We start from the raw sequence: 18542 nt of genomic DNA, 5'->3' as shown, positions 1-18542 counted from the left end.
GAATTATATTGATATATGGGCAATTATCCAATTCGAATCACTTCATGTACATAAACGATGAAACGTTTCACCCTATTTGATCCAGATCACAAAACATAACGAAATCTTCTGATAGGATTTTTTTACTGTATTCCTCCTATGATTTTGACTATTCAGATTTGAGCCTTACATGAAAAAAATTCTGGCCACACTACTAGTAAGTGCTGCTTTATCACCTATGGCAAGTGCAATTGCCGCTGACACCGCAATGACGACACAGCCAGTTGCGGCTACTGAAATAACTGATTCAGAAATTATTGAGAAGCTTTTTAAAGGTAGCTACAAGTTCTGGCAGCAGGCGCGCAATGATAACGGCTCTTATGAAGATAAACTGTATTTCGAGCATGGCAGTAATCGAGGCTCTATTGCTAACTCCGGTATGGGTCTGATAGCCCTGGCGATCGGTCATGAAATGGGCTGGGAGCCCGAAGCTGAAGAGCTGGCTCTGGTTACCCTGAGAATGCTGGCTGGCAAAGGGCCGGACATTTCGGTTCCACGCAACCCTTCCAATACTTATATTCACTTTTACAACACCCAGAATGGCGAGCAGATTGGAGTAGACTGGAGCCCAATCGACAGCGCCATTATGTTATGTGGTGCCATGTTCATCAAACGTTACTTCCCTGGGAACAAGGAAATAGCCGCACTGGTTGACGAGCTGTACGAAACGACTGACCTGACCCAGTTTATTGCCGACATCAACAGAGGTCAGATTTATCTGGTACAAGATAATGATGGCAACAATATGCCTCCAAAGACCAAAGCATTCAACGAATATATGATCGTTGCTGCTCTAGCCAATCAGCAGGCCATTGATTTCAAAAAGGGCAAGCAGGGGCGGGACGCAAGACGATTCTGGAATCACTGGTATGAAACACCAAAGAATCTGCCAGTATCCTATTACAATGATATCCCGGTTCTGTCTGAAGGAAGAACCTGGTTTACCTCCAAATTCAACTTCCTGTTCAACCATTACCTGCTGAACGGTTTCTCTGCTTCGGAAGAATACCAGCAGGCTTCTGCCAACGCAGCCCGGGCAGACTACTCCTGGTTCCAGAGTCAGGGCTTTGAAGGCATGAAGGAATTTGAATGGGGCAGTGGTGCAGGCTCCTGTCCGGACGGTTATTGTGTTGACCGTATTGTACACGAGGGCATTGAGACCAAAAACCCGCATATGATGATTTCTCCTACTATCATTGCCGGCTTTATTCCTCACTCAGAGCGGGCAAAGGACGATCTGATCGCCATGTACCGTGATGATAGCCAGAAAGCGGTTTATGAGCTGCCGGAAGGTGGCACCGTGCTGTGGCGTTACAGTAAGACGCAACCAGAGTGGCGCTCTAACGCCATTGAGGGGGTGGACTTCTCTACAATGTTGTTTGGCCTGGCCTCTCTACCTGAATATCTGGGTACCGAGTTCTTTAACGCCTACAATGACTACAGTAATCCGGAACCTGCCAATTATACTCGCCCATCAAAGGCGACTCTGTTAGCTGCTGAGTAAAATGCTGGAAAACCTGCATTTGGTCGATTGACTGAATGCGGGTTTTGATTTGCCTTCTCCCTTCCTGTTTTAAGTTGCTTCTACTTCTGTCTGTATTGTCTACTTCTGATTGTTTTTTTGCTGAATTATTTCAACAAAGTGACATGAGTCAAGTTTTGTGAACATCTTTCTGATTATTGTCAAATCATGTTGCTGTTTCTGCAACAGGCACAGGTCAAAATTATTACAGTCAAAATACAGGATATACAGTAAAAACAATCTATTATCGTGCTTTTCAGGCAATTCCGCCTTGGCTATGTTGTTTGTATAGCCAGGCTGTATAAGCTGTGTAAATAGTTGTTTGTCCGCATGTTTCGAGGTGTGAATATTCTTGAATTATGCTGCTAATTCCCGTACTCTACCGACTTGGTAAGAAACGTTTCAGCATGTGCAGTAGTCAGGTCGATTTCATGAAGTAACCATTATGAAGTAACCATTAATGTAGCGATTAATAAAGACCTGTAAATGCTTTCTCCTGAGGCACTGCTTAATTATCTAATAGTCACTGTGGTTTACGCCAGCTGCACACACCTTGTTATTACTTAACATGATCTCTCACCGGATCATTTTAAGTAATGGCAACAAAGAATTTTTCGATGGGGATACCTGATGGCCCAGGTCAAACTGCACAATATCAACAAGATTTACGACAATGGTTTTCATGCTGTCCATGACGTCTGCCTTGATATCAAGGACGGTGAGTTCATGGTTCTGGTTGGACCATCCGGCTGTGCCAAATCCACAACCCTGAGAATGGTGGCTGGCCTGGAAAGCATCAGCGCCGGCGATCTGACAATTGGTGATAAGCTCTGTAATGACGTACCACCAAAAGATCGCGGCATTGCCATGGTATTCCAGAACTACGCCCTTTACCCGCATATGACCGCGCGGGAAAATCTGTCCTTCGGCCTGGAAACTGCAAACAAGCCTAAAGAAGAAATTGAAAAGCGTGTCGCCGAAGCCGCTGAACTACTGGAAATTACCGAACTGCTGGATCGCAAGCCGGGTCAGATGTCCGGTGGGCAGTGTCAGCGTGTCGCGCTTGGTCGCGCCATGGTACGAAAGCCGGAAGTATTTCTGTTTGACGAGCCGCTGTCGAACCTGGACGCCAAACTGCGTGTCTCCATGCGTATGCGAATCAGTCGCCTGCACCAGCAGCTGAAAGACTCCGGCCGTCCTGCCACCATGATCTACGTGACCCACGACCAGATTGAAGCGATGACCATGGGTGACCGCGTCTGCATCCTGAATAAAGGTGCGGTGATGCAGGTGGACACGCCAATGAACGTTTATCACCGTCCAAAAAACAAATTTGTGGCTGAGTTTATCGGTTCCCCGTCCATGAACATGATGGATGCCAGACTGATTCGCCACGGTGACGAGCTGATGGTCGAAACTCTTGGGCAGCGTTTTCGATTGCCAGCGCAGATACAGGAAAAAGTAGCGGTGTACGAAGGCAGGGATGTGTCCATGGGGGTACGCCCGGAACATATTACCATCGTTGCTTCCGGTAATGCCGACAGCTTCCGGGTGAAAGTCGACGCTGTGGAAGAGATGGGGTCCGAATCCTTTGTTTACTTTGACGCTGATGGCAGGCAGCTGATCTGCAAGCTGGTAAGCCCTGAACAGACTCTGGACAAAGTTGTTGAACAGTCCATCCAGTTCCGCATGGATAAATGTCAGCTGTTTGATAACGAAACCGGCGAAAATATTTCCCTGATTTAAGCGATTTATTATGGGCGGCGAACTCTGTGCTGAGACCTGCGCCCACAGCCACTTAATTCTATTTATAAGCATCTTTAACCGGAGGTCATTAGGCTCCAATGAACTACACAGTTTCCAGCCACTCTTTTTCCAGTAAGAGTCACGAGCTCACTAATGGACAGCTTACCTTGTCTTACGACGAGCGTAACGTACTGAAAACCATCATGTCAGGTCCTGTCATGGTGGGTCAGCACGAAACGCCAGAGTTTGAACAGGCAGTTTCCAACGTTTACCTCCGTGTTAAGTCCGGCGAAGCGATCAGTGTCACTCCACTGGTTTTTTTTAGCCCTGAGACAGAAACGTTTCGCACGAATGCTGGTGAAGTCGTCTGGCAGACGACTAACGATCTTTTCCGTGCCCGTGTCATCGCTACCCTGGCTAAAGACCAAAGTATTGCCTTTGTCACAGCAGACGTAGAGAACCTCTCCGGCGAAGCCATGACCTTCGACGTTATCTTCGGTCAGGACATAGCCCTGGCAGACGCTGGTGCGGTTAAGACCAATGAAGCGTACGCCAGCCAGTACCTGGACCACGAAGTGTTCCATCTGGAAGGCACGGGTTACACCGTCTGCTCCCGCCAGAACCTGCCGGGCAGCACGGGTAACCCATGCTCCCAGGTCGGCTCCCTGTCTGAAGTCGTTGGTTTCTCCACCGACGGTATCCAGTTCTTCGGCAAGAGCTACAAGGTGACCAACCAGCCTGAAGCCGTTTTCCAGCCAACTCTGGCTAACGTTAAATACCAGTACGAAATGGGCTACATTGCCCTGCAGAGTGCTGACGTCGTTCTGGCTGCCGGTGCAAGGCACAGCACGGTTTTCTATGTAGACTTTCAGCCGCACATGGCGGACTCCAACGTTGCTGAAGCCCGGCCGGTGGCTGAAATTGCTTCGGCTTATGTTGCTCCGGGTTTCGACAAGGCCGTAGCAATCGCTCAGCCTGAATTCCCACTGAGTGGTGAATCCGTTCTGGTGGGTGAAGAGCTGACCGCTGAAGAAGTCACCGGATTCTTCGGTCAGGAGCGCCGTTTCGCTGAAGAAAAAGACGGCAAGCTGCTGTCCTTCTTCCACACCGACAGCCGCTACGTGACCCTGCAGGAAAAAGAACTGCACCTGGAACGTTCCACCGGTCACATGGTTTCCTCCGGCAACTGCCACGACTTCCGCAATTCCGTAATGAGTTCCACTCACGGCATGTACGGTGTGTTCAACTCTCATGTCGTACTGGGCAACACCTCCTTCAACAAGATGATGGGCGTAGACCGTACGTTCCTGAACCTGTTCAAGTCCAGCGGCCAGCGCATCTGGGTCAGGGATAACGGAGAGTATCGTATACTGACCATGCCATCCGCGTTCGAAACCGGCACAAACTTCTCCCGCTGGGTATACAAGCATAACGGTGGCTTCATCATCGTTCGCAGCTTCAGCGCGACTGAATCGACTACGATTCAGATGGAAGTAGAAACCAAAGGTCTGGAGCCTCTGGAAATCCTGATCAGCAATCAGCTGACCATGGGCAACAACGAAGGTGAAGCCGTTGTTACGGTTAACCAGAACGACCGCAACATCCACGTGACCGGCAACCACGAACTGATCGCTGTTCACCACCCTGAGCTGAGCTTCACCATGAAGCTGGACGAAGCTCTGACTGACGTTGAGAAAGTGACCTGTGAAGAAGACGGTTCCGTTCGCTACCTGCTGCTGAAAGGCCAGCTGAACGACAAGATCATTGTCACCATCGCCGGTTCCCTGACCGATGCCAGCCAGCAGACTGTTGAAACTCTGGACTTCGACAAAGAAGTAGCCGCGTTCCAGCGTGGACAGAACGACCTGATCAACAACTTCCGCGTTTCCTTCGAAAACGACGAATACAACGCCGGGAAACTGAACGACACCATGCAGTGGTTCACCCACAACGCACTGGTTCACTACGCGACGCCACACGGTCTGGAGCAGTACTCCGGCGCGGCATGGGGTACCCGTGATGTTTCCCAGGGGCCATTTGAGTTCTTCATGTCCATGCAGCGTTACGACAAAGTCGTGGATATTCTGGAAAGCATCTACAGCCACCAGTACGTTGAAACCGGCACATGGCCACAGTGGTTCATGTTTGACCAGTACAACACTATCCAGCAGGAAGAGTCCCACGGTGACATCGTCGTATGGCCTCTGAAAGCCGTTGCTGACTACATCCTGACCACCGGCGACGTGGCGGTACTGGATCGTCAGGTTCCTTACACCAGCATCGAGCAGAAGTTTGCCTTCACCGAAGAGAAGTTCACCCTGTTTGCTCACCTTGAGCGTCAGGTGCAGCACATTATCGACAACCTGGTGCCAGGTACGCACCTGTCCTGCTACGGCGACGGCGACTGGGATGATACCCTGCAGCCAGCGAACCAGGCCCTGCGTGAGAACATGGTCAGTGGCTGGACTATCCCGCTGACCCTGCAGACTTTCAAGACCATGACCAGGGCTTTGAAAGGACTGGAGCAGTACGCTGAATTCGTAGCTCGCATTGCTGATCTGACTGAGAAGATGGAAGCGGACTACCGTAAGTTCCTGATCAAGGACGGCGTAATCACCGGCTTCCTGCACTTCCCTGAAGGTGACATCGAACAGCCGGAATACCTGCTTCACCCATCTGACCAGAAGACAGGTATCAAGTACCGTCTGCTGCCAGCGTCCCGTTCCATCATTTCCGAGACGTTCGACAAGGAAATGGCTGAACAGCACATGGCTATCATCGAAGATAAACTGGTTCACCCGGACGGCGTCCGCCTGATGGATCGTATGGCCGAGTACAAGGCGGGTAAGCAAACTTACTTCAAGCGTGCGGAACTGGCTGCGAACCTGGGTCGTGAAGTGGGTCTGCAGTACTGCCACGCGCACATTCGTTTCATCGAAGCCCTGGCGAAGATGGGTAAGGTGGATGAAGTATACGACAACCTGTACAAGATCCTGCCGGTAGGCATCCAGAGTTCTGTTCCTAACGCTGATCTGCGCCAGTCCAACGCATACTTCTCCAGCTCCGACGGTAAGTTCAACGACCGTTACGGCGCTTATGAGAACTTCAGCAAGCTGAAGACCGGTGAAGTAAAAGTGAAAGGCGGCTGGAAGATTTACTCCAGTGGTCCTGGCATCTACATCAACCAGCTGATCAGCAACGTTCTGGGTGTTCGCTTCGAAGGCAACTCCCTGGTGCTGGACCCGGTGATCAGCAAGAAGCTGGGTAAAGTCACCCTGAACTTCCGCTTATACGGCAAGCCATGTGAACTGGTCATCAACCCTGATCAGGGCGAGTTCACGCCGAAGTGTATTGAGCTGAACGGTGCTGACATTGGCATGACTGAACTGCCAAATGCTTACCGTACAGGTGGCGTGCTGGTTGAAAAGTCGGTACTGGATGCACAGCTGACTGACGTCGCTAACAAGCTGGAAATCTGGCTGTAAATCTTGTCTGAAAACAGGAAATCCTGTCACGGCCTTCCTTATCCGGAGACCGAGACAGGCTTCAAAGCGACAGCGAATAAAACGACACTGGCGGGAGATTGGTACGATCCCCCCCCAGCCCAACATGGTAAACGGATGATGTGCTTCATAGCACGGATCTGAATCGGGGGGCCGGAAAGTCAGAATGCAGGAGAGGAACCTGCACTGATGAGTAACGGTTAACAGAATGTATAAGTGGTTAACAATAGCTCTGATAATGATGACGCCTTTTGCATGGGCAAAAGAGCGCATTGAATTTATGGTTCCGCCTGGCGATTACATGAACTTCGTCAGTGACGTCATCAAGCCGGAATATGAACGCCGTTACCCTGGCGTTGAACTGGTTGTAACCAGTGACGGCAACCTCGAAACCCGTATGGCCGCGGGTGATTATCCTAATGTTTACGCAGGTATTTTCGGTTATCAGGTCGCCCGTTACGCCCGACTGGGACGGCTTGCCTACCTGAACCAGTTCGATGGTTTTGATGGCGTTTCCGAGCGTGTAGACCAGGACTTCATGGCCGAAAACTTCGGTCGCAACTATTTCATTCCATGGCACGCCACCACGCAGATGATGATCTACAACAAGGAGTTGTTTGCTGAAGCCGGGCTGGATCCGGAAAAACCGCCTGTCACCTGGGATGAGTACGTTTACGCTGCGAAGAAAATCAGCCAGCTGCCACGCCGCAGGAACGGCAGCCGTGTGTATGGTTCTGTTTTCTGGAACGAAGAGATATCTTCCGGAAGCTGGTACTGGAGCATGCTGTCGCAGATGTATTACAACTTCAACAATGGTGAATATCAGCTGTTGAACCGTTACGGAACACACCCGGTGTTTGACCGTAAAGAAGCGGGCATGGCTGAATTCATGGGCATCATGCGCGAGATTCAGAAGTACTCACCGCTGACCATGGAGCAAGACTTTTTCTCACGCACCATCGGTATGTGGCCTCAGTACGGTTTCGGCTGGCGGCTGAACCTGCAGGACGCACTGGGCGGTCCGATGGAAATTGGCAAAGATGTGGGCATTGCGCCGCTGCCTGTTCGTAATGAAGGTGATCCACACTTCTCCAACCTGGATGGCCGTGCGCTGATGATGTTCAAAAACACTCATGAAATTGAAGATCTCAGCTGGAACCTGATTGAGTTGCTGATGGAAGACAGGTTCAACCTGAAAGCAGCCCAGGCTCTGCAACAGCTGCCAACCCTGCGGTCTCTGAAAGAACACCCGCATTTCCAGACGGAAGAAGCGATACCGTTTGTGAATCAGCTGGAAAACACCGTAATGAATGAATCGTTTGCCAGCGTCGCAGACGTATCCAACATCGTTCTGCGTTACTACTCTCGTGTCGTATTACGTGGCGAGCTGGAGCCGGAAGAAGCGGTGCGCCGGGCGGGCCAGAAGGCCCGGAAGGTATTAAGAAACTAGCGCGTCATTGCCACAACGAGTGCAGGCCGGGTGTTGCTTCACACAACCCGGCCTGTGCTTCAAATGCAATGAATCTATGTACTACTTAATTATGAGTTGTTCGCAGGCTGTATGTCATGAAATTTAAAGAGCATTGGGTTGCTTATCTGTTTTTATCACCCTGGGTACTGTTTTTCCTGGTTTTCCTGATTTACCCTTTTTTCCTGTCGTTCCAGAACAGTTTTCTGGACATCAATGTCCTGAATCCGGAGAACACCCGTTTTGTGGGTCTCGGTAACTGGATTACGGTGGTCTCTGACGGCAAATTCTGGCTGTCCCTGTTTAACGTGCTGTTCAACCAGGTCATCTTTATCACCCTGAGCTTTGTCGTGGCTCTGCTGGCGGCGTTGATGCTGAACGAAATCGAATTCATGGCAAGCCTGTTCCGCACCATTCTGTTCGTTCCGGTTATCACCTCCATCACCGTGGCAATGATCATCTTTGATTTTCTGGTCAGCCCAGTGGGACCGATCCAGGAGAACCTGCTGGGCATTGGAATGCTGGACGCGCCGGTGTTCTGGAAGTTTGAGCAATGGCTACCCATGCCAATGATCGCGCTCTTCAGTGCCTGGAAATGGTTCGGCGTACAGATGATTATCTTCCTTGGCGGTATCGCCAGCATCAACAAGTCCCTGTATGAAGCGGCGGACCTGGACGGTGCCTCCTGGTGGCGCAAGGTGACTAAAATCACCCTGCCAATGATCAAGCCGCAGATTGTCTTCGTCCTGACCATCAATATTATCAACGGCCTGCAAATGTTCGTGGAAGTGTTCATGAACTTTGACCTGCAAGGCGGCCCGTACAGCTCTGCCCTGACTCCGGTACTGCACCTGTACCAGACCGGTTTCGAACAGATGAAGATGGGTGAAGCTTCTACTATCGGTCTGTTGCTGGCTGTGATCATCTTTGTGTTGACCACTCTGCAAATGAAGATTACCACTAAGGGAGATTAACCAGTGATCAAGAATCAAAAGCAACAGTGGTTGATTTATGGCGGCCTGATCGCTGCCAGTATCATGGTACTGTATCCCTTCTTCTTTATGATCATGAACTCGTTCAAAACGGGTTCGGAGATCATGCACGCGCCTAATGCGATGCCGGAAGAGTGGTCTTTGAGGGGCTACATCGAAGTCTTCAAAGCGATTGATCTGTTCAGGATATTCGGCAACACCATTTTTGTCGCATCAGCAATTACCTTCCTGAACTGCCTGCTGTCATCAATGGTAGCGTTCGCGATCGTGAAAACGAGCATGCCGGGGCGAGAGTTCTGGCTGAAGATGATCCTGTCGTCCATGATGATTCCGGGCATCCTGTTCACCATTCCCGTGTACATGATGATGTACGACTGGGGCTGGATTAACACCTTCCGCGCCCTGATCATTCCCGGCTCCATCAGTGCTTATAACATTTTTCTGCTGGTTCAGTTTATGAAGCAGATCGATAACGCTTATCTGGAAGCAGCCCGTATCGACGGTGCTGGCGAGTTCCGTATCTTCTTCAAGATCGTTCTGCCCATGCTGCGTCCTGCTCTGGCGACCGTAGGTATTCTGACGTTTATGAACGCCTGGAACGACTTTATGGGACCACTGCTGTATATCCGTGACGATTCCATGCTGACCCTGCAGCTGGCGCTGTTCAAGTTCCAGACCAACGTACCGGGCGGCAATCTGGAACAGCTGTGGGCAATGACCACCATGATCGCTGTACCTGTCGTATTCGTGTTCTTCTTTATGCAGAAGAACTTCATCAAGGCGTTTACCGGTGTAGGAGTTAAGTAATGGCTGCTATCAAGATGACCACGGGTAAAAAGCTTGGTCTGGTCGCACTATTGGTGATCACCACATTCTGCACAGCCTGGATTCACGCTTACCGTCAGTCCAGCACTTATTTTGAATTCGCCAGGGCCATGCACAAACAAGGCGAGCTGGTTATAGCACTCAAAGGCATGAACAAGCTGGAAATGCGTATCGACGATGAATACTTCGGTGGTTACCAGCAGGTTATTGAAACCTGGGAGTCCAGCGTATTCGGCATTCGGCCTGCCTTTTATGAACAGGCCAGGGTCGCTGCCCTGGATATTCTGCCTAATGTCTCTAACGGGGAGCTGCTGGAGTTTATTGATCTCTACATTCAGCTGGATCAGCGTTATGTGCCGGAAGCTGCCCATGAACTGCTGAAAAGAAGCCTTCAACAGGGCGATGAAGAGCAGGCCGCTGAAATGGAAGAGTTTATGGCTGAAGCCTTCCCTGAGCACGCCATAAATGAAGTATAAGGAAACCATTTTCATGAGTTACTCATATAAGAATGCGACTCTGCCCGTAGAAGAGCGCATTGCAGACCTACTGTCCCGGATGACACTGGCCGAAAAAATTGGCCAGCTGTGTCAGACCCCGATGCTGGAGTTTGAACAAAAGAAAGAAGAATACCTTGAAGGCGTTCGTCAGGGTCGTTGGGGGTCCCGTATCCTGGCAGACACCGCCTGGGCAGGTAATGCGCCGGGCCTGACCGTTGACCCGGTTGAACTGAATGAAATCCAGCGTGCTGCGGTAGAAGACAGCCGTCTGGGCATTCCGTTAATCGTTGCCCGTGACGTTATCTACGGTCAGGAAACGGTACTGCCAATTCCTCTGGCGCAGGCGGCGTCCTGGAATCCGGAACAGGTGCGTCACGCTTATACAGGTATCGCCCGTGAAGCCGCTTCTCTGGGCATTCACTGGACCTTCTCACCCATGATGGATATCGCCCGTGATCCTCGCTGGGGTCGTGTCATTGAAACCAGTGGTGAAGACCCTTACCTGACCAGCCAGTTTGCAGAAGCAGTCGTTCAGGGCTTTCAGGGTGAGAGTCCGGCGAATCCTGATTCTCTGCTGGCGTGCGCCAAGCACTTTGTTGGTTACGGTGCATCTGAAGGTGGACGTGACTACGATACCACTGAACTGTCTGACAACACTCTGCACAATGTTCATCTGCCGCCCTTTAAAGCCGCGGTCAAAGCCGGAGTTGGCACGGTCATGTCCAGCTTTAACGACCTTGGTGGCACACCGGTATCCGGCAGCAAAGAACTGGTTCAGGGCTGGCTGAAAGATCAGCAGGGCTTTGACGGTATGGTCATCTCCGACTGGGGTTCCATCTCTGACCTGGCATACTTTGGTGTGGCAGAAGGCACTGACGGCGCTGCTGAACGTGCACTGGACGCTGGCATCGATATGGCCATGACCAACGAAGCCTATGAAGATCATCTGGACAATCTGTTAAAGGCTTGTCGTATCAACGAAGAGCGTCTGGATGACGCAGTGACTCGTGTGCTGCGAGCCAAGTTCCGTTCTGGCCTGTTTGAGCGTCCTTATGCCGATGAGACCCGTCATAAAGAAGTCATGCGTCGTTCAGACCATGTGGCTGAAGCCCTGAAGCTGGCGGAACAGAGTCTGGTTCTGCTCAAAAACGACTACAGAATCCTGCCGTTGGCCAAACAGAAGCTGAAAGTCGCTGTGATCGGTCCTCACGCTCACTCTAAACGACAGCATCTGGGTTCCTGGTGTCTGGACGGCAAGGTGAAGGACATCACCAGCATTTACGAAGGCATAAAAGCCAACGCACCGGATATTGAACTTCTGACGGAAGACACTGCCTTTGCCGACGAAATGGTTGAGTGCGCTTATCGTTCCGATGTAGTGGTACTGTGTGTGGGTGAAAGCCATCGCCGTACCGGCGAAGCCCGTAATATTGCCGAACTGGCTCTGCCTGCGGGTCAGGAAGAGTTGATTAAAGCCATCGGTGAAACCGGTAGGCCGCTGGTTGTGGTTCAGTGTACTGGACGTCCAGTGCCGTCTGAAAATGTTGAGCGATACGCGAACGCCCTGCTGTACGCATGGCAGTCCGGTACTGAAACCGGTCATGCGGTGGCCCGTGTACTGTTTGGTGACGTGTCCCCCTCCGGTCGCCTGCCAATCACTGTTCCTCGTTCTACTGGCCAGATTCCGATCTACTACAGTCGTAAGCCGCTGGGTAAGATGCGCGACTTTCAGGACTATATGCCCTACAAGGATCAGTCCGTTGAGCCACTGTACCCATTCGGCTTTGGTCTGACCTACAGCACCTTCAGCTACAGGAACCTGCAACTGGCAAAAGAGTCCCTGCCATTCGGTAAAACCCAGAAGGTTACTGTGCTGGTAACGAATGAAGGCCGAGTAGAAGCGTCTGAAGTCGTACAGTGCTACATCCGTCAGAACGTCGCCAGCACCACCCGTCCACATCGTGAACTGAAAGACTTCAGGAAAATCACACTGAAGCCGGGTGAGAGCAAAGAAGTTGAACTGTTCCTGACACCGGAAAAACTGGCGTTTTATGGTCTGGAGAAGTGCTTTAAGCAGCAGTCTGCCAAGATTGATGTTTATGTAGGCGCTGACTCCAATGCTGATAATAGTGCGAGCTTTGAACTATTTGCCGATTAATGGACTTTGAGCATACAGCCTGATTATTCAGGCTGTATGTAATCACTGCGATTGGTCTCGGCGACAGGATTTTGATTTTCTTCACTCGTCATTTTCGAGGGTTCTTCCACAGGACCCGTTCCAGTCCTGTAAAAACTGGCGGGCATGTTTACCGGATCGAGTTGGGGCAAAGTCATAGACGACAGCATTGATGCCTGCGAACGGTGTACTGGTATATGCCCAGACATAGGCTTTGTGCGTCGTCTTCTTACCCGGAGACAGCATGGCCACCGGGGTTTCATCCGCATGCAGAACCGTTTGTTGGTGCAGGGACTCGCGCATGGCATCCACCAGAGGTTGTAATGCCACACCACAGCGACCGACCCAGTCGGCCAGGGTCAAACGGGCAATCTCAACACCCGCTCGGGCAAAAATGCTTTCCTGTCGGTACAGCGGTAAATGATCACCGTATTTGGCAACAAGAACCTGGGCCAGCAAACCGGGTGCCGGGATGCCTTTATCAATAACCTGGGGTGGCACAGGGGCTTGAGTTAAAGTCTCACAGGATTGGCAGACCCATTTGCCCCGAATATGGCGTTCAACCGTAAAAGTGCCCGGGATGTAATCGAGCTTTTCACTGATATCTTCACCGATCCGTTTTAACTGGCAGCCACAGTCGCAGTGTGTGTCAGTCGGCTCGTGATGGATAATGATGCGTGGTAACTCAGGGGGTAACGATGCCCGTTTGGGCTGGCGCTTTTCATTGGCTTGAGACTGCAACTGTTGTTCGTGCCTGGCCAGCTGTTCCTCGATTGCGGCCATGTCTTCATTGACGAGATCATCGAGCAAGTTGCGTTGCAGTGGATTCAGGGTTTCACTGGTGCGAGCGAACTTGTGTCGCTTAAGGATGGACATCTCTTGTTTGAGCTTGCTGTTCTCCAGCGAGATGGTCGTGATCGTTTGTTCTTTTTTCTGAACCTCAGATTGCAGCTGCACCACCAGTGCGCGCAACTGTTCTTCGTTGAGTTGATTGAGGTGGGTCGTCTTGTTCATGGGCTTTACTGTGCCCGAACCAAAGCGGTTTGACGACGGGGAAGCCAGCCTTTCTACCAGTGCAATGCGTCAGGTCAGAGGATCGCAATACTTTGTTCCGCTCCTACCTGGTACCAGGGGAGCCCGACGACCAGAGCCTGAAGCTGTTCGTCGGTTAATTCCAGAGGGTGTTGCTGCCAGACTCGTGCTGGAACAAAACGCCCTTTATGCAATCGGCGAGCAGCCAACCACAGACCAAAGCCATCGTGTATCAGAACCTTCATGCGGTTGGCGCGCTTATTTAAAAGCCTCGTCAGTAAAATCTGTGGGTCATTTCTGGTTCGGGTAGCTTGCCAAGCGCATGATATAAAGCGATTTCTGCACATTTATAAGTTCTGAAGCCGTATGACTTTCTCGTAGTGAGTTTTATCTTGGTATTCAGACCCTCTACAATGCCGCTGGAGAATGCTTTTTTGCCCTGAACCAGTTCAGGATAAGAGGCCTGTGTCGTCGAACGGTTTTAGCTACTTTCTTCATCGGCTCTATCTTTGATCGCATAACCCTTGTACACCAACGATCCAGATATTTTCCTGCCCAGTGTGGTGAGATGTAGTCCCAGAATGCCTGAAACTCTTCTTTGAGCAGGTAGGCTCTGACGCTTTTCAGGTTGTACTGAAGCACGGTGTTTAATTTGATCTCTTCTTTCTCGGTCAGGTTTTCTTTCCGTTTGAGCAAACACCAGCGAGTCTTTTTCAAAACAGGCTCATAACCATCGGCCTGTAACTGCTTGTGCTCAGACGCCCTGACTTCATCTATAGCCTTGTTCAGCATGGCTACTATGTGAAAGCGATCCAGAATATGCAGTGCCTGACTGGCAAACTCGGCAATAGCCTTCACATAGGGTGGCCACATATCAGAGCAGACATATTCCAGTTGCAGGCTGCGCTCTATACCAAAGAAAGCAAAGAAACTGCGAATCGTAGCTTCAGTACGCTCCTGACCAACCCACAGGAGCCGCGTACAGTCACGATCAATTTGGTAGACCACGGTCAGATATTTGTGACCAACTTGGTATGACACTTCGTCAACGCCAATGGCTTTGATATTGTCGAGTGAACGGTGTGCTTTGCCCCATTCAACTACATACTCAACAGCATGGAACACTTTTTCCCATGAAGTATTGAAAGTACAGGCAACCTCTTTCCAGGACAGCTTTCTGGCCCAGTTTGCCAGAAACTGCATGTAAGCCTTGGTGAGCTCCTTCTTGCCATCAGCCCATGGAACTTGTTCAACTTTTACGCCGCACGTTTTGCACTCCACCCGGCGCATTTTGTAGAGCAGAAAAACTCTGATACCCCAGAGAGGAACAAACTCAAAGCGGCGCTCGGCAAGTCGATCGTAGCCTGAAGCTGGTTTTTGGCAGCCTGAGCAGAGGGCATGACTGTTCTTTCGGGGAACCACAGTCACGTAGAACACTTCCAAGCCTTGATAGAAGCCGAGTTTTACATCCTGATAAACAAATGACTTGAGTTTATGAACCTTATTGAGGATAGTTTTAATCAGCATCAGTGGTGGCTTTTGTTGTTTTTTTGTTCATCAACAAAAAGCTATCAGAAGTCAGCCACTGGTGTCTCTATCTCAAAATATGTTCATTTTTACCCACAGTTATCCCTGAAGAGCCATTTAAAAAGACATAAGCCTGGTGAGGTTTCGCTTCGCTAAACACGCTCACCACCCGAGCCAGGCAGGTATCTGGCCCAGCCCGCATATCCATCGGCTCGGTTGCCAGCCAGATGCGGTTAATGCGAATCACGACTGCATGACCTTGAGCCAGTCGACGGATTCCATGATACGGTCAGCGGGCCAATGGATAACGGTGCCGTTGGGTAGTTCAATGCGCACAGTTTGGTCACGCTGATCAATCAGGGGAGTGGTGACAGTTAATGGGATGAAGTCGGTAGCTGGCTCTTGTTCAAATTGACGACGCCACTTGTGAAGGAGGTTAGCATTAAGATTATATTTCTGGGCTACGCCCGCTACAGAATTGCCAGGTTCCTTGCAGGCTTTAAGGATCATGGCCTTGAACTCAGGTGTGAACCTGCGGCGTGTCTTAGGAGCTGGGAGCGAAGGGGTTAACTGATCCATAATAAGTGTCCACTTAACATTTAGTGGACACCATCATTACTGGCTTGATGCGGGATCGGTAGATGTGTTTGCCGGACGGTTACCTTCGTGCGTCCCAGCTTTGTATTTTTTATGCATACAGCAAAAAACCCTGACAGATTTCTCTATCAGGGTTTTCTAATTTAGTGCCTGGCGATGACCTACTCTCACATGGGGAATCCCCACACTACCATCGGCGATGCATCGTTTCACTTCCGAGTTCGGGATGGGATCGGGTGGTTCCAACGCTCTATGGTCACCAGGCAAATTCTTTTGAATCAGAAGCTTTCGCTTCTCATTCCTGGAATCCTGTTTCTTAACGACCTCCAAGGATGGAGGAAGTACTGAAAAACGTCTGGAACGTTTTCAGTATTAAGCTTGTTCTTGCTCTACACTCTCTAGCGTATGGCTTTGCTTATTCAGCAAATCGCTTTGGCGTTATATGGTCAAGCCTCTCGAGTCATTAGTACTGGTTAGCTCAACGCCTCACAACGCTTACACACCCAGCCTATCAACGTCGTAGTCTTCAACGTCTCTTATGTGACCTCTAGGGCCAAGGGAAGTCTCATCTTGAAGGGGGCTTCCCGCTTAGATGCTTTCAGCGGTTATCCCGTCCGAACTTAGCTACCGGGCAATGCGTCTGGCGACACAACCCGAACACCAGTGGTTCGTCCACTCCGGTCCTCTCGTACTAGGAGCAGCTCTCCTCAAACTTCCAACGTCCACGGCAGATAGGGACCGAACTGTCTCACGACGTTCTAAACCCAGCTCGCGTACCACTTTAAATGGCGAACAGCCATACCCTTGGGACCGGCTTCAGCCCCAGGATGTGATGAGCCGACATCGAGGTGCCAAACACCGCCGTCGATGTGAACTCTTGGGCGGTATCAGCCTGTTATCCCCGGAGTACCTTTTATCCGTTGAGCGATGGCCCTTCCATTCAGAACCACCGGATCACTAAGACCTACTTTCGTACCTGCTCGACATGTACGTCTCGCAGTCAAGCTGGCTTGTGCCTTTACACTAACCGCACGATGTCCGACCGTGCTTAGCCAACCTTCGTGCTCCTCCGTTACTCTTTGGGAGGAGACCGCCCCAGTCAAACTACCCACCACACAATGTCCCCGATCCCGATAAGGGACCCGGGTTAGAACCTCAATATTGCCAGGGTGGTATTTCAAGGTTGGCTCCATGCAGACTGGCGTCCACACTTCAAAGCCTCCCACCTATCCTACACAAGCAACATCAAGATCCACTGTGAAGCTGTAGTAAAGGTTCACGGGGTCTTTCCGTCTAGCCGCGGATACACTGCATCTTAACAGCGATTTCAATTTCACTGAGTCTTGGGTGGAGACAGCGTGGCCATCGTTACGCCATTCGTGCAGGTCGGAACTTACCCGACAAGGAATTTCGCTACCTTAGGACCGTTATAGTTACGGCCGCCGTTTACCGGGGCTTCGATCAAGAGCTTCGATTCTCTTAAAAGAGAGTCTAACCCCATCAATTAACCTTCCGGCACCGGGCAGGCGTCACACCGTATACGTCCACTTACGTGTTAGCACAGTGCTGTGTTTTTAATAAACAGTCGCAGCCACCTGGTATCTTCGACCAGCCAGAGCTTACGGAGCAAGTCCTTCACCCTAGCCGGCGCACCTTCTCCCGAAGTTACGGTGCCATTTTGCCTAGTTCCTTCACCCAAGTTCTCTCAAGCGCCTTGGTATTCTCTACCTGACCACCTGTGTCGGTTTGGGGTACGGTCCCTTTTGACCTGAAGCTTAGAAGTTTTTCCTGGAAGCATGGCATCAACCACTTCCCAGCCGTAGCTGGTTCGTCATCAGTTCTCGGCATTCTCTATTAAAGAGGGACCCGGATTTACCTAAGACCCTTGCCTACAACCTTAAACACGGATAACCATCACCGTGCTGGCCTAGCCTTCTCCGTCACTCCGTCGCAGTCAAAAGGGGTACAGGAATATTAACCTGTTTCCCATCGATTACGTCTTTCGACCTCACCTTAGGGGCCGACTCACCCTGCGCCGATTAGCGTTGCGCAGGAACCCTTGGTCTTCCGGCGGGGGAGGATCTCACTCCCCTTATCGTTACTCATGTCAGCATTCGCACTTGTGATACGTCCAGCATGCCTCCCGGCACACCTTCAACCGCTTACACAACGCTCCTCTACCGCTCAACAGTAAACTGTTGAACCCGTAGCTTCGGTGAATAGTTTGAGCCCCGTTACATCTTCCGCGCGAGCCGACTCGACCAGTGAGCTATTACGCTTTCTTTAAAGGGTGGCTGCTTCTAAGCCAACCTCCTGGCTGTCTGGGCCTTCTCACATCGTTTCCCACTTAACTATTACTTTGGGACCTTAGCTGACGGTCTGGGTTGTTTCCCTTTCCACGACGGACGTTAGCACCCGCCGTGTGTCTCCCTTGATTGCACTCATCGGTATTCGGAGTTTGCATGGGGTTGGTAAGTCGGGATGACCCCCTAGCCCAAACAGTGCTCTACCCCCGATGGTGATACAAGAGGCGCTACCTAAATAGCTTTCGAGGAGAACCAGCTATCTCCGGGCTTGATTAGCCTTTCACTCCTATCCACAAGTCATCCCCTGGCTTT

Annotated in this window: 11 protein-coding genes, 2 rRNA genes and 2 pseudogenes (1 of these 15 only partly in view); 8 read left to right on the top strand and 7 right to left on the bottom strand. The window is 50.9% G+C overall.

All coding sequences use genetic code 11. The features are described from left to right. Positions 1 to 217 precede the first annotated feature (217 nt). From EZMO1_RS04375 to EZMO1_RS04335, 8 genes are all read left to right on the top strand, one after another. The gene (locus tag EZMO1_RS04375; protein WP_152557035.1) at positions 218 to 1543 is read left to right on the top strand and encodes a hypothetical protein; all 1326 of its coding nucleotides are present in this window, start codon (positions 218 to 220) and stop codon (positions 1541 to 1543) included. A 648-nt stretch (positions 1544 to 2191) separates the two neighbouring features. Continuing rightward, positions 2192 to 3307 (top strand): ABC transporter ATP-binding protein, encoded by a 1116-nt coding sequence (locus tag EZMO1_RS04365; RefSeq protein ID WP_034875219.1) that lies wholly within the window; start codon positions 2192 to 2194, stop codon positions 3305 to 3307. A gap of 98 nt (positions 3308 to 3405) precedes the next feature. Next, entirely contained in the window at positions 3406 to 6792 is a 3387-nt protein-coding gene (locus EZMO1_RS04360) for a GH36-type glycosyl hydrolase domain-containing protein (RefSeq protein WP_034875221.1), read from the top strand. A 256-nt stretch (positions 6793 to 7048) separates the two neighbouring features. Beyond that, on the top strand, positions 7049 to 8260 hold the full coding sequence (locus EZMO1_RS04355) for an extracellular solute-binding protein (protein WP_244886727.1): 1212 nt from the start codon (positions 7049 to 7051) through the stop codon (positions 8258 to 8260). Positions 8261 to 8376: 116 nt separating this feature from the next. Beyond that, complete coding sequence (locus EZMO1_RS04350; protein WP_034875224.1) at positions 8377 to 9252, top strand: carbohydrate ABC transporter permease; 876 nt, start codon at positions 8377 to 8379, stop codon at positions 9250 to 9252. A gap of 3 nt (positions 9253 to 9255) precedes the next feature. Further along, positions 9256 to 10077: a carbohydrate ABC transporter permease gene (locus tag EZMO1_RS04345; RefSeq protein WP_086936384.1), complete on the top strand. Its 822-nt coding sequence runs from the start codon at positions 9256 to 9258 to the stop codon at positions 10075 to 10077. Then, positions 10077 to 10571, top strand: a complete 495-nt coding sequence (locus EZMO1_RS04340; protein WP_236632005.1) for a hypothetical protein — start codon at positions 10077 to 10079, stop codon at positions 10569 to 10571. The genes EZMO1_RS04345 and EZMO1_RS04340 overlap by 1 nt, the downstream gene beginning before the upstream one ends. A 13-nt stretch (positions 10572 to 10584) precedes the next feature. Continuing rightward, complete coding sequence (locus EZMO1_RS04335) at positions 10585 to 12750, top strand: glycoside hydrolase family 3 N-terminal domain-containing protein (RefSeq protein WP_034875758.1); 2166 nt, start codon at positions 10585 to 10587, stop codon at positions 12748 to 12750. A gap of 114 nt (positions 12751 to 12864) precedes the next feature. Here EZMO1_RS04335 and tnpC read toward each other — a convergent pair. From tnpC to EZMO1_RS04300, 7 genes and pseudogenes are all read right to left on the bottom strand, one after another. Next, positions 12865 to 13782: pseudogene (tnpC, locus tag EZMO1_RS04330) on the bottom strand (IS66 family transposase); the annotation flags it as partial. 74 nt (positions 13783 to 13856) lie between these two features. Further along, positions 13857 to 14045 (bottom strand): IS66 family insertion sequence element accessory protein TnpB, encoded by a 189-nt coding sequence (tnpB, locus tag EZMO1_RS27985; RefSeq protein ID WP_160174050.1) that lies wholly within the window; start codon positions 14043 to 14045, stop codon positions 13857 to 13859. Positions 14046 to 14074: 29 nt separating this feature from the next. After that, positions 14075 to 15327: pseudogene (locus tag EZMO1_RS04320) on the bottom strand (ISL3 family transposase). 67 nt (positions 15328 to 15394) lie between these two features. Then, positions 15395 to 15574: an IS66 family insertion sequence element accessory protein TnpB gene (locus tag EZMO1_RS27205; RefSeq protein ID WP_034875228.1), complete on the bottom strand. Its 180-nt coding sequence runs from the start codon at positions 15572 to 15574 to the stop codon at positions 15395 to 15397. Beyond that, on the bottom strand, positions 15571 to 15906 hold the full coding sequence (tnpA, locus tag EZMO1_RS26080; protein WP_051789875.1) for an IS66-like element accessory protein TnpA: 336 nt from the start codon (positions 15904 to 15906) through the stop codon (positions 15571 to 15573). The genes EZMO1_RS27205 and tnpA overlap by 4 nt, the downstream gene beginning before the upstream one ends. Positions 15907 to 16072: 166 nt before the next feature. Beyond that, positions 16073 to 16188: ribosomal RNA gene (rrf, locus tag EZMO1_RS04305) — 5S ribosomal RNA — on the bottom strand. Between the two features lie 178 nt (positions 16189 to 16366). Continuing rightward, positions 16367 to 18542: ribosomal RNA gene (locus EZMO1_RS04300) — 23S ribosomal RNA — on the bottom strand (it continues 781 nt past the right edge of the window).

The organism is Endozoicomonas montiporae CL-33 (assembly GCF_001583435.1).
Classification (GTDB): domain Bacteria; phylum Pseudomonadota; class Gammaproteobacteria; order Pseudomonadales; family Endozoicomonadaceae; genus Endozoicomonas_A; species Endozoicomonas_A montiporae.
Note: the sequence above shows the minus strand (reverse complement) of the source record. Positions and strands in the feature narration are given on the sequence as shown.

Coding starts and splice junctions, on each gene's coding strand:
- tnpA (WP_051789875.1), bottom strand. CDS start 15,906: ATGGATCAGTTAACCCCTTCGCTCCCAGCTCCTAAGACACGCCGCAGG.
- EZMO1_RS04335 (WP_034875758.1), top strand. CDS start 10,585: ATGAGTTACTCATATAAGAATGCGACTCTGCCCGTAGAAGAGCGCATT.
- EZMO1_RS04375 (WP_152557035.1), top strand. CDS start 218: ATGGCAAGTGCAATTGCCGCTGACACCGCAATGACGACACAGCCAGTT.
- EZMO1_RS04365 (WP_034875219.1), top strand. CDS start 2,192: ATGGCCCAGGTCAAACTGCACAATATCAACAAGATTTACGACAATGGT.
- EZMO1_RS04340 (WP_236632005.1), top strand. CDS start 10,077: ATGGCTGCTATCAAGATGACCACGGGTAAAAAGCTTGGTCTGGTCGCA.
- EZMO1_RS04360 (WP_034875221.1), top strand. CDS start 3,406: ATGAACTACACAGTTTCCAGCCACTCTTTTTCCAGTAAGAGTCACGAG.
- tnpB (WP_160174050.1), bottom strand. CDS start 14,045: ATGAAGGTTCTGATACACGATGGCTTTGGTCTGTGGTTGGCTGCTCGC.
- EZMO1_RS04350 (WP_034875224.1), top strand. CDS start 8,377: ATGAAATTTAAAGAGCATTGGGTTGCTTATCTGTTTTTATCACCCTGG.
- EZMO1_RS04355 (WP_244886727.1), top strand. CDS start 7,049: ATGATGACGCCTTTTGCATGGGCAAAAGAGCGCATTGAATTTATGGTT.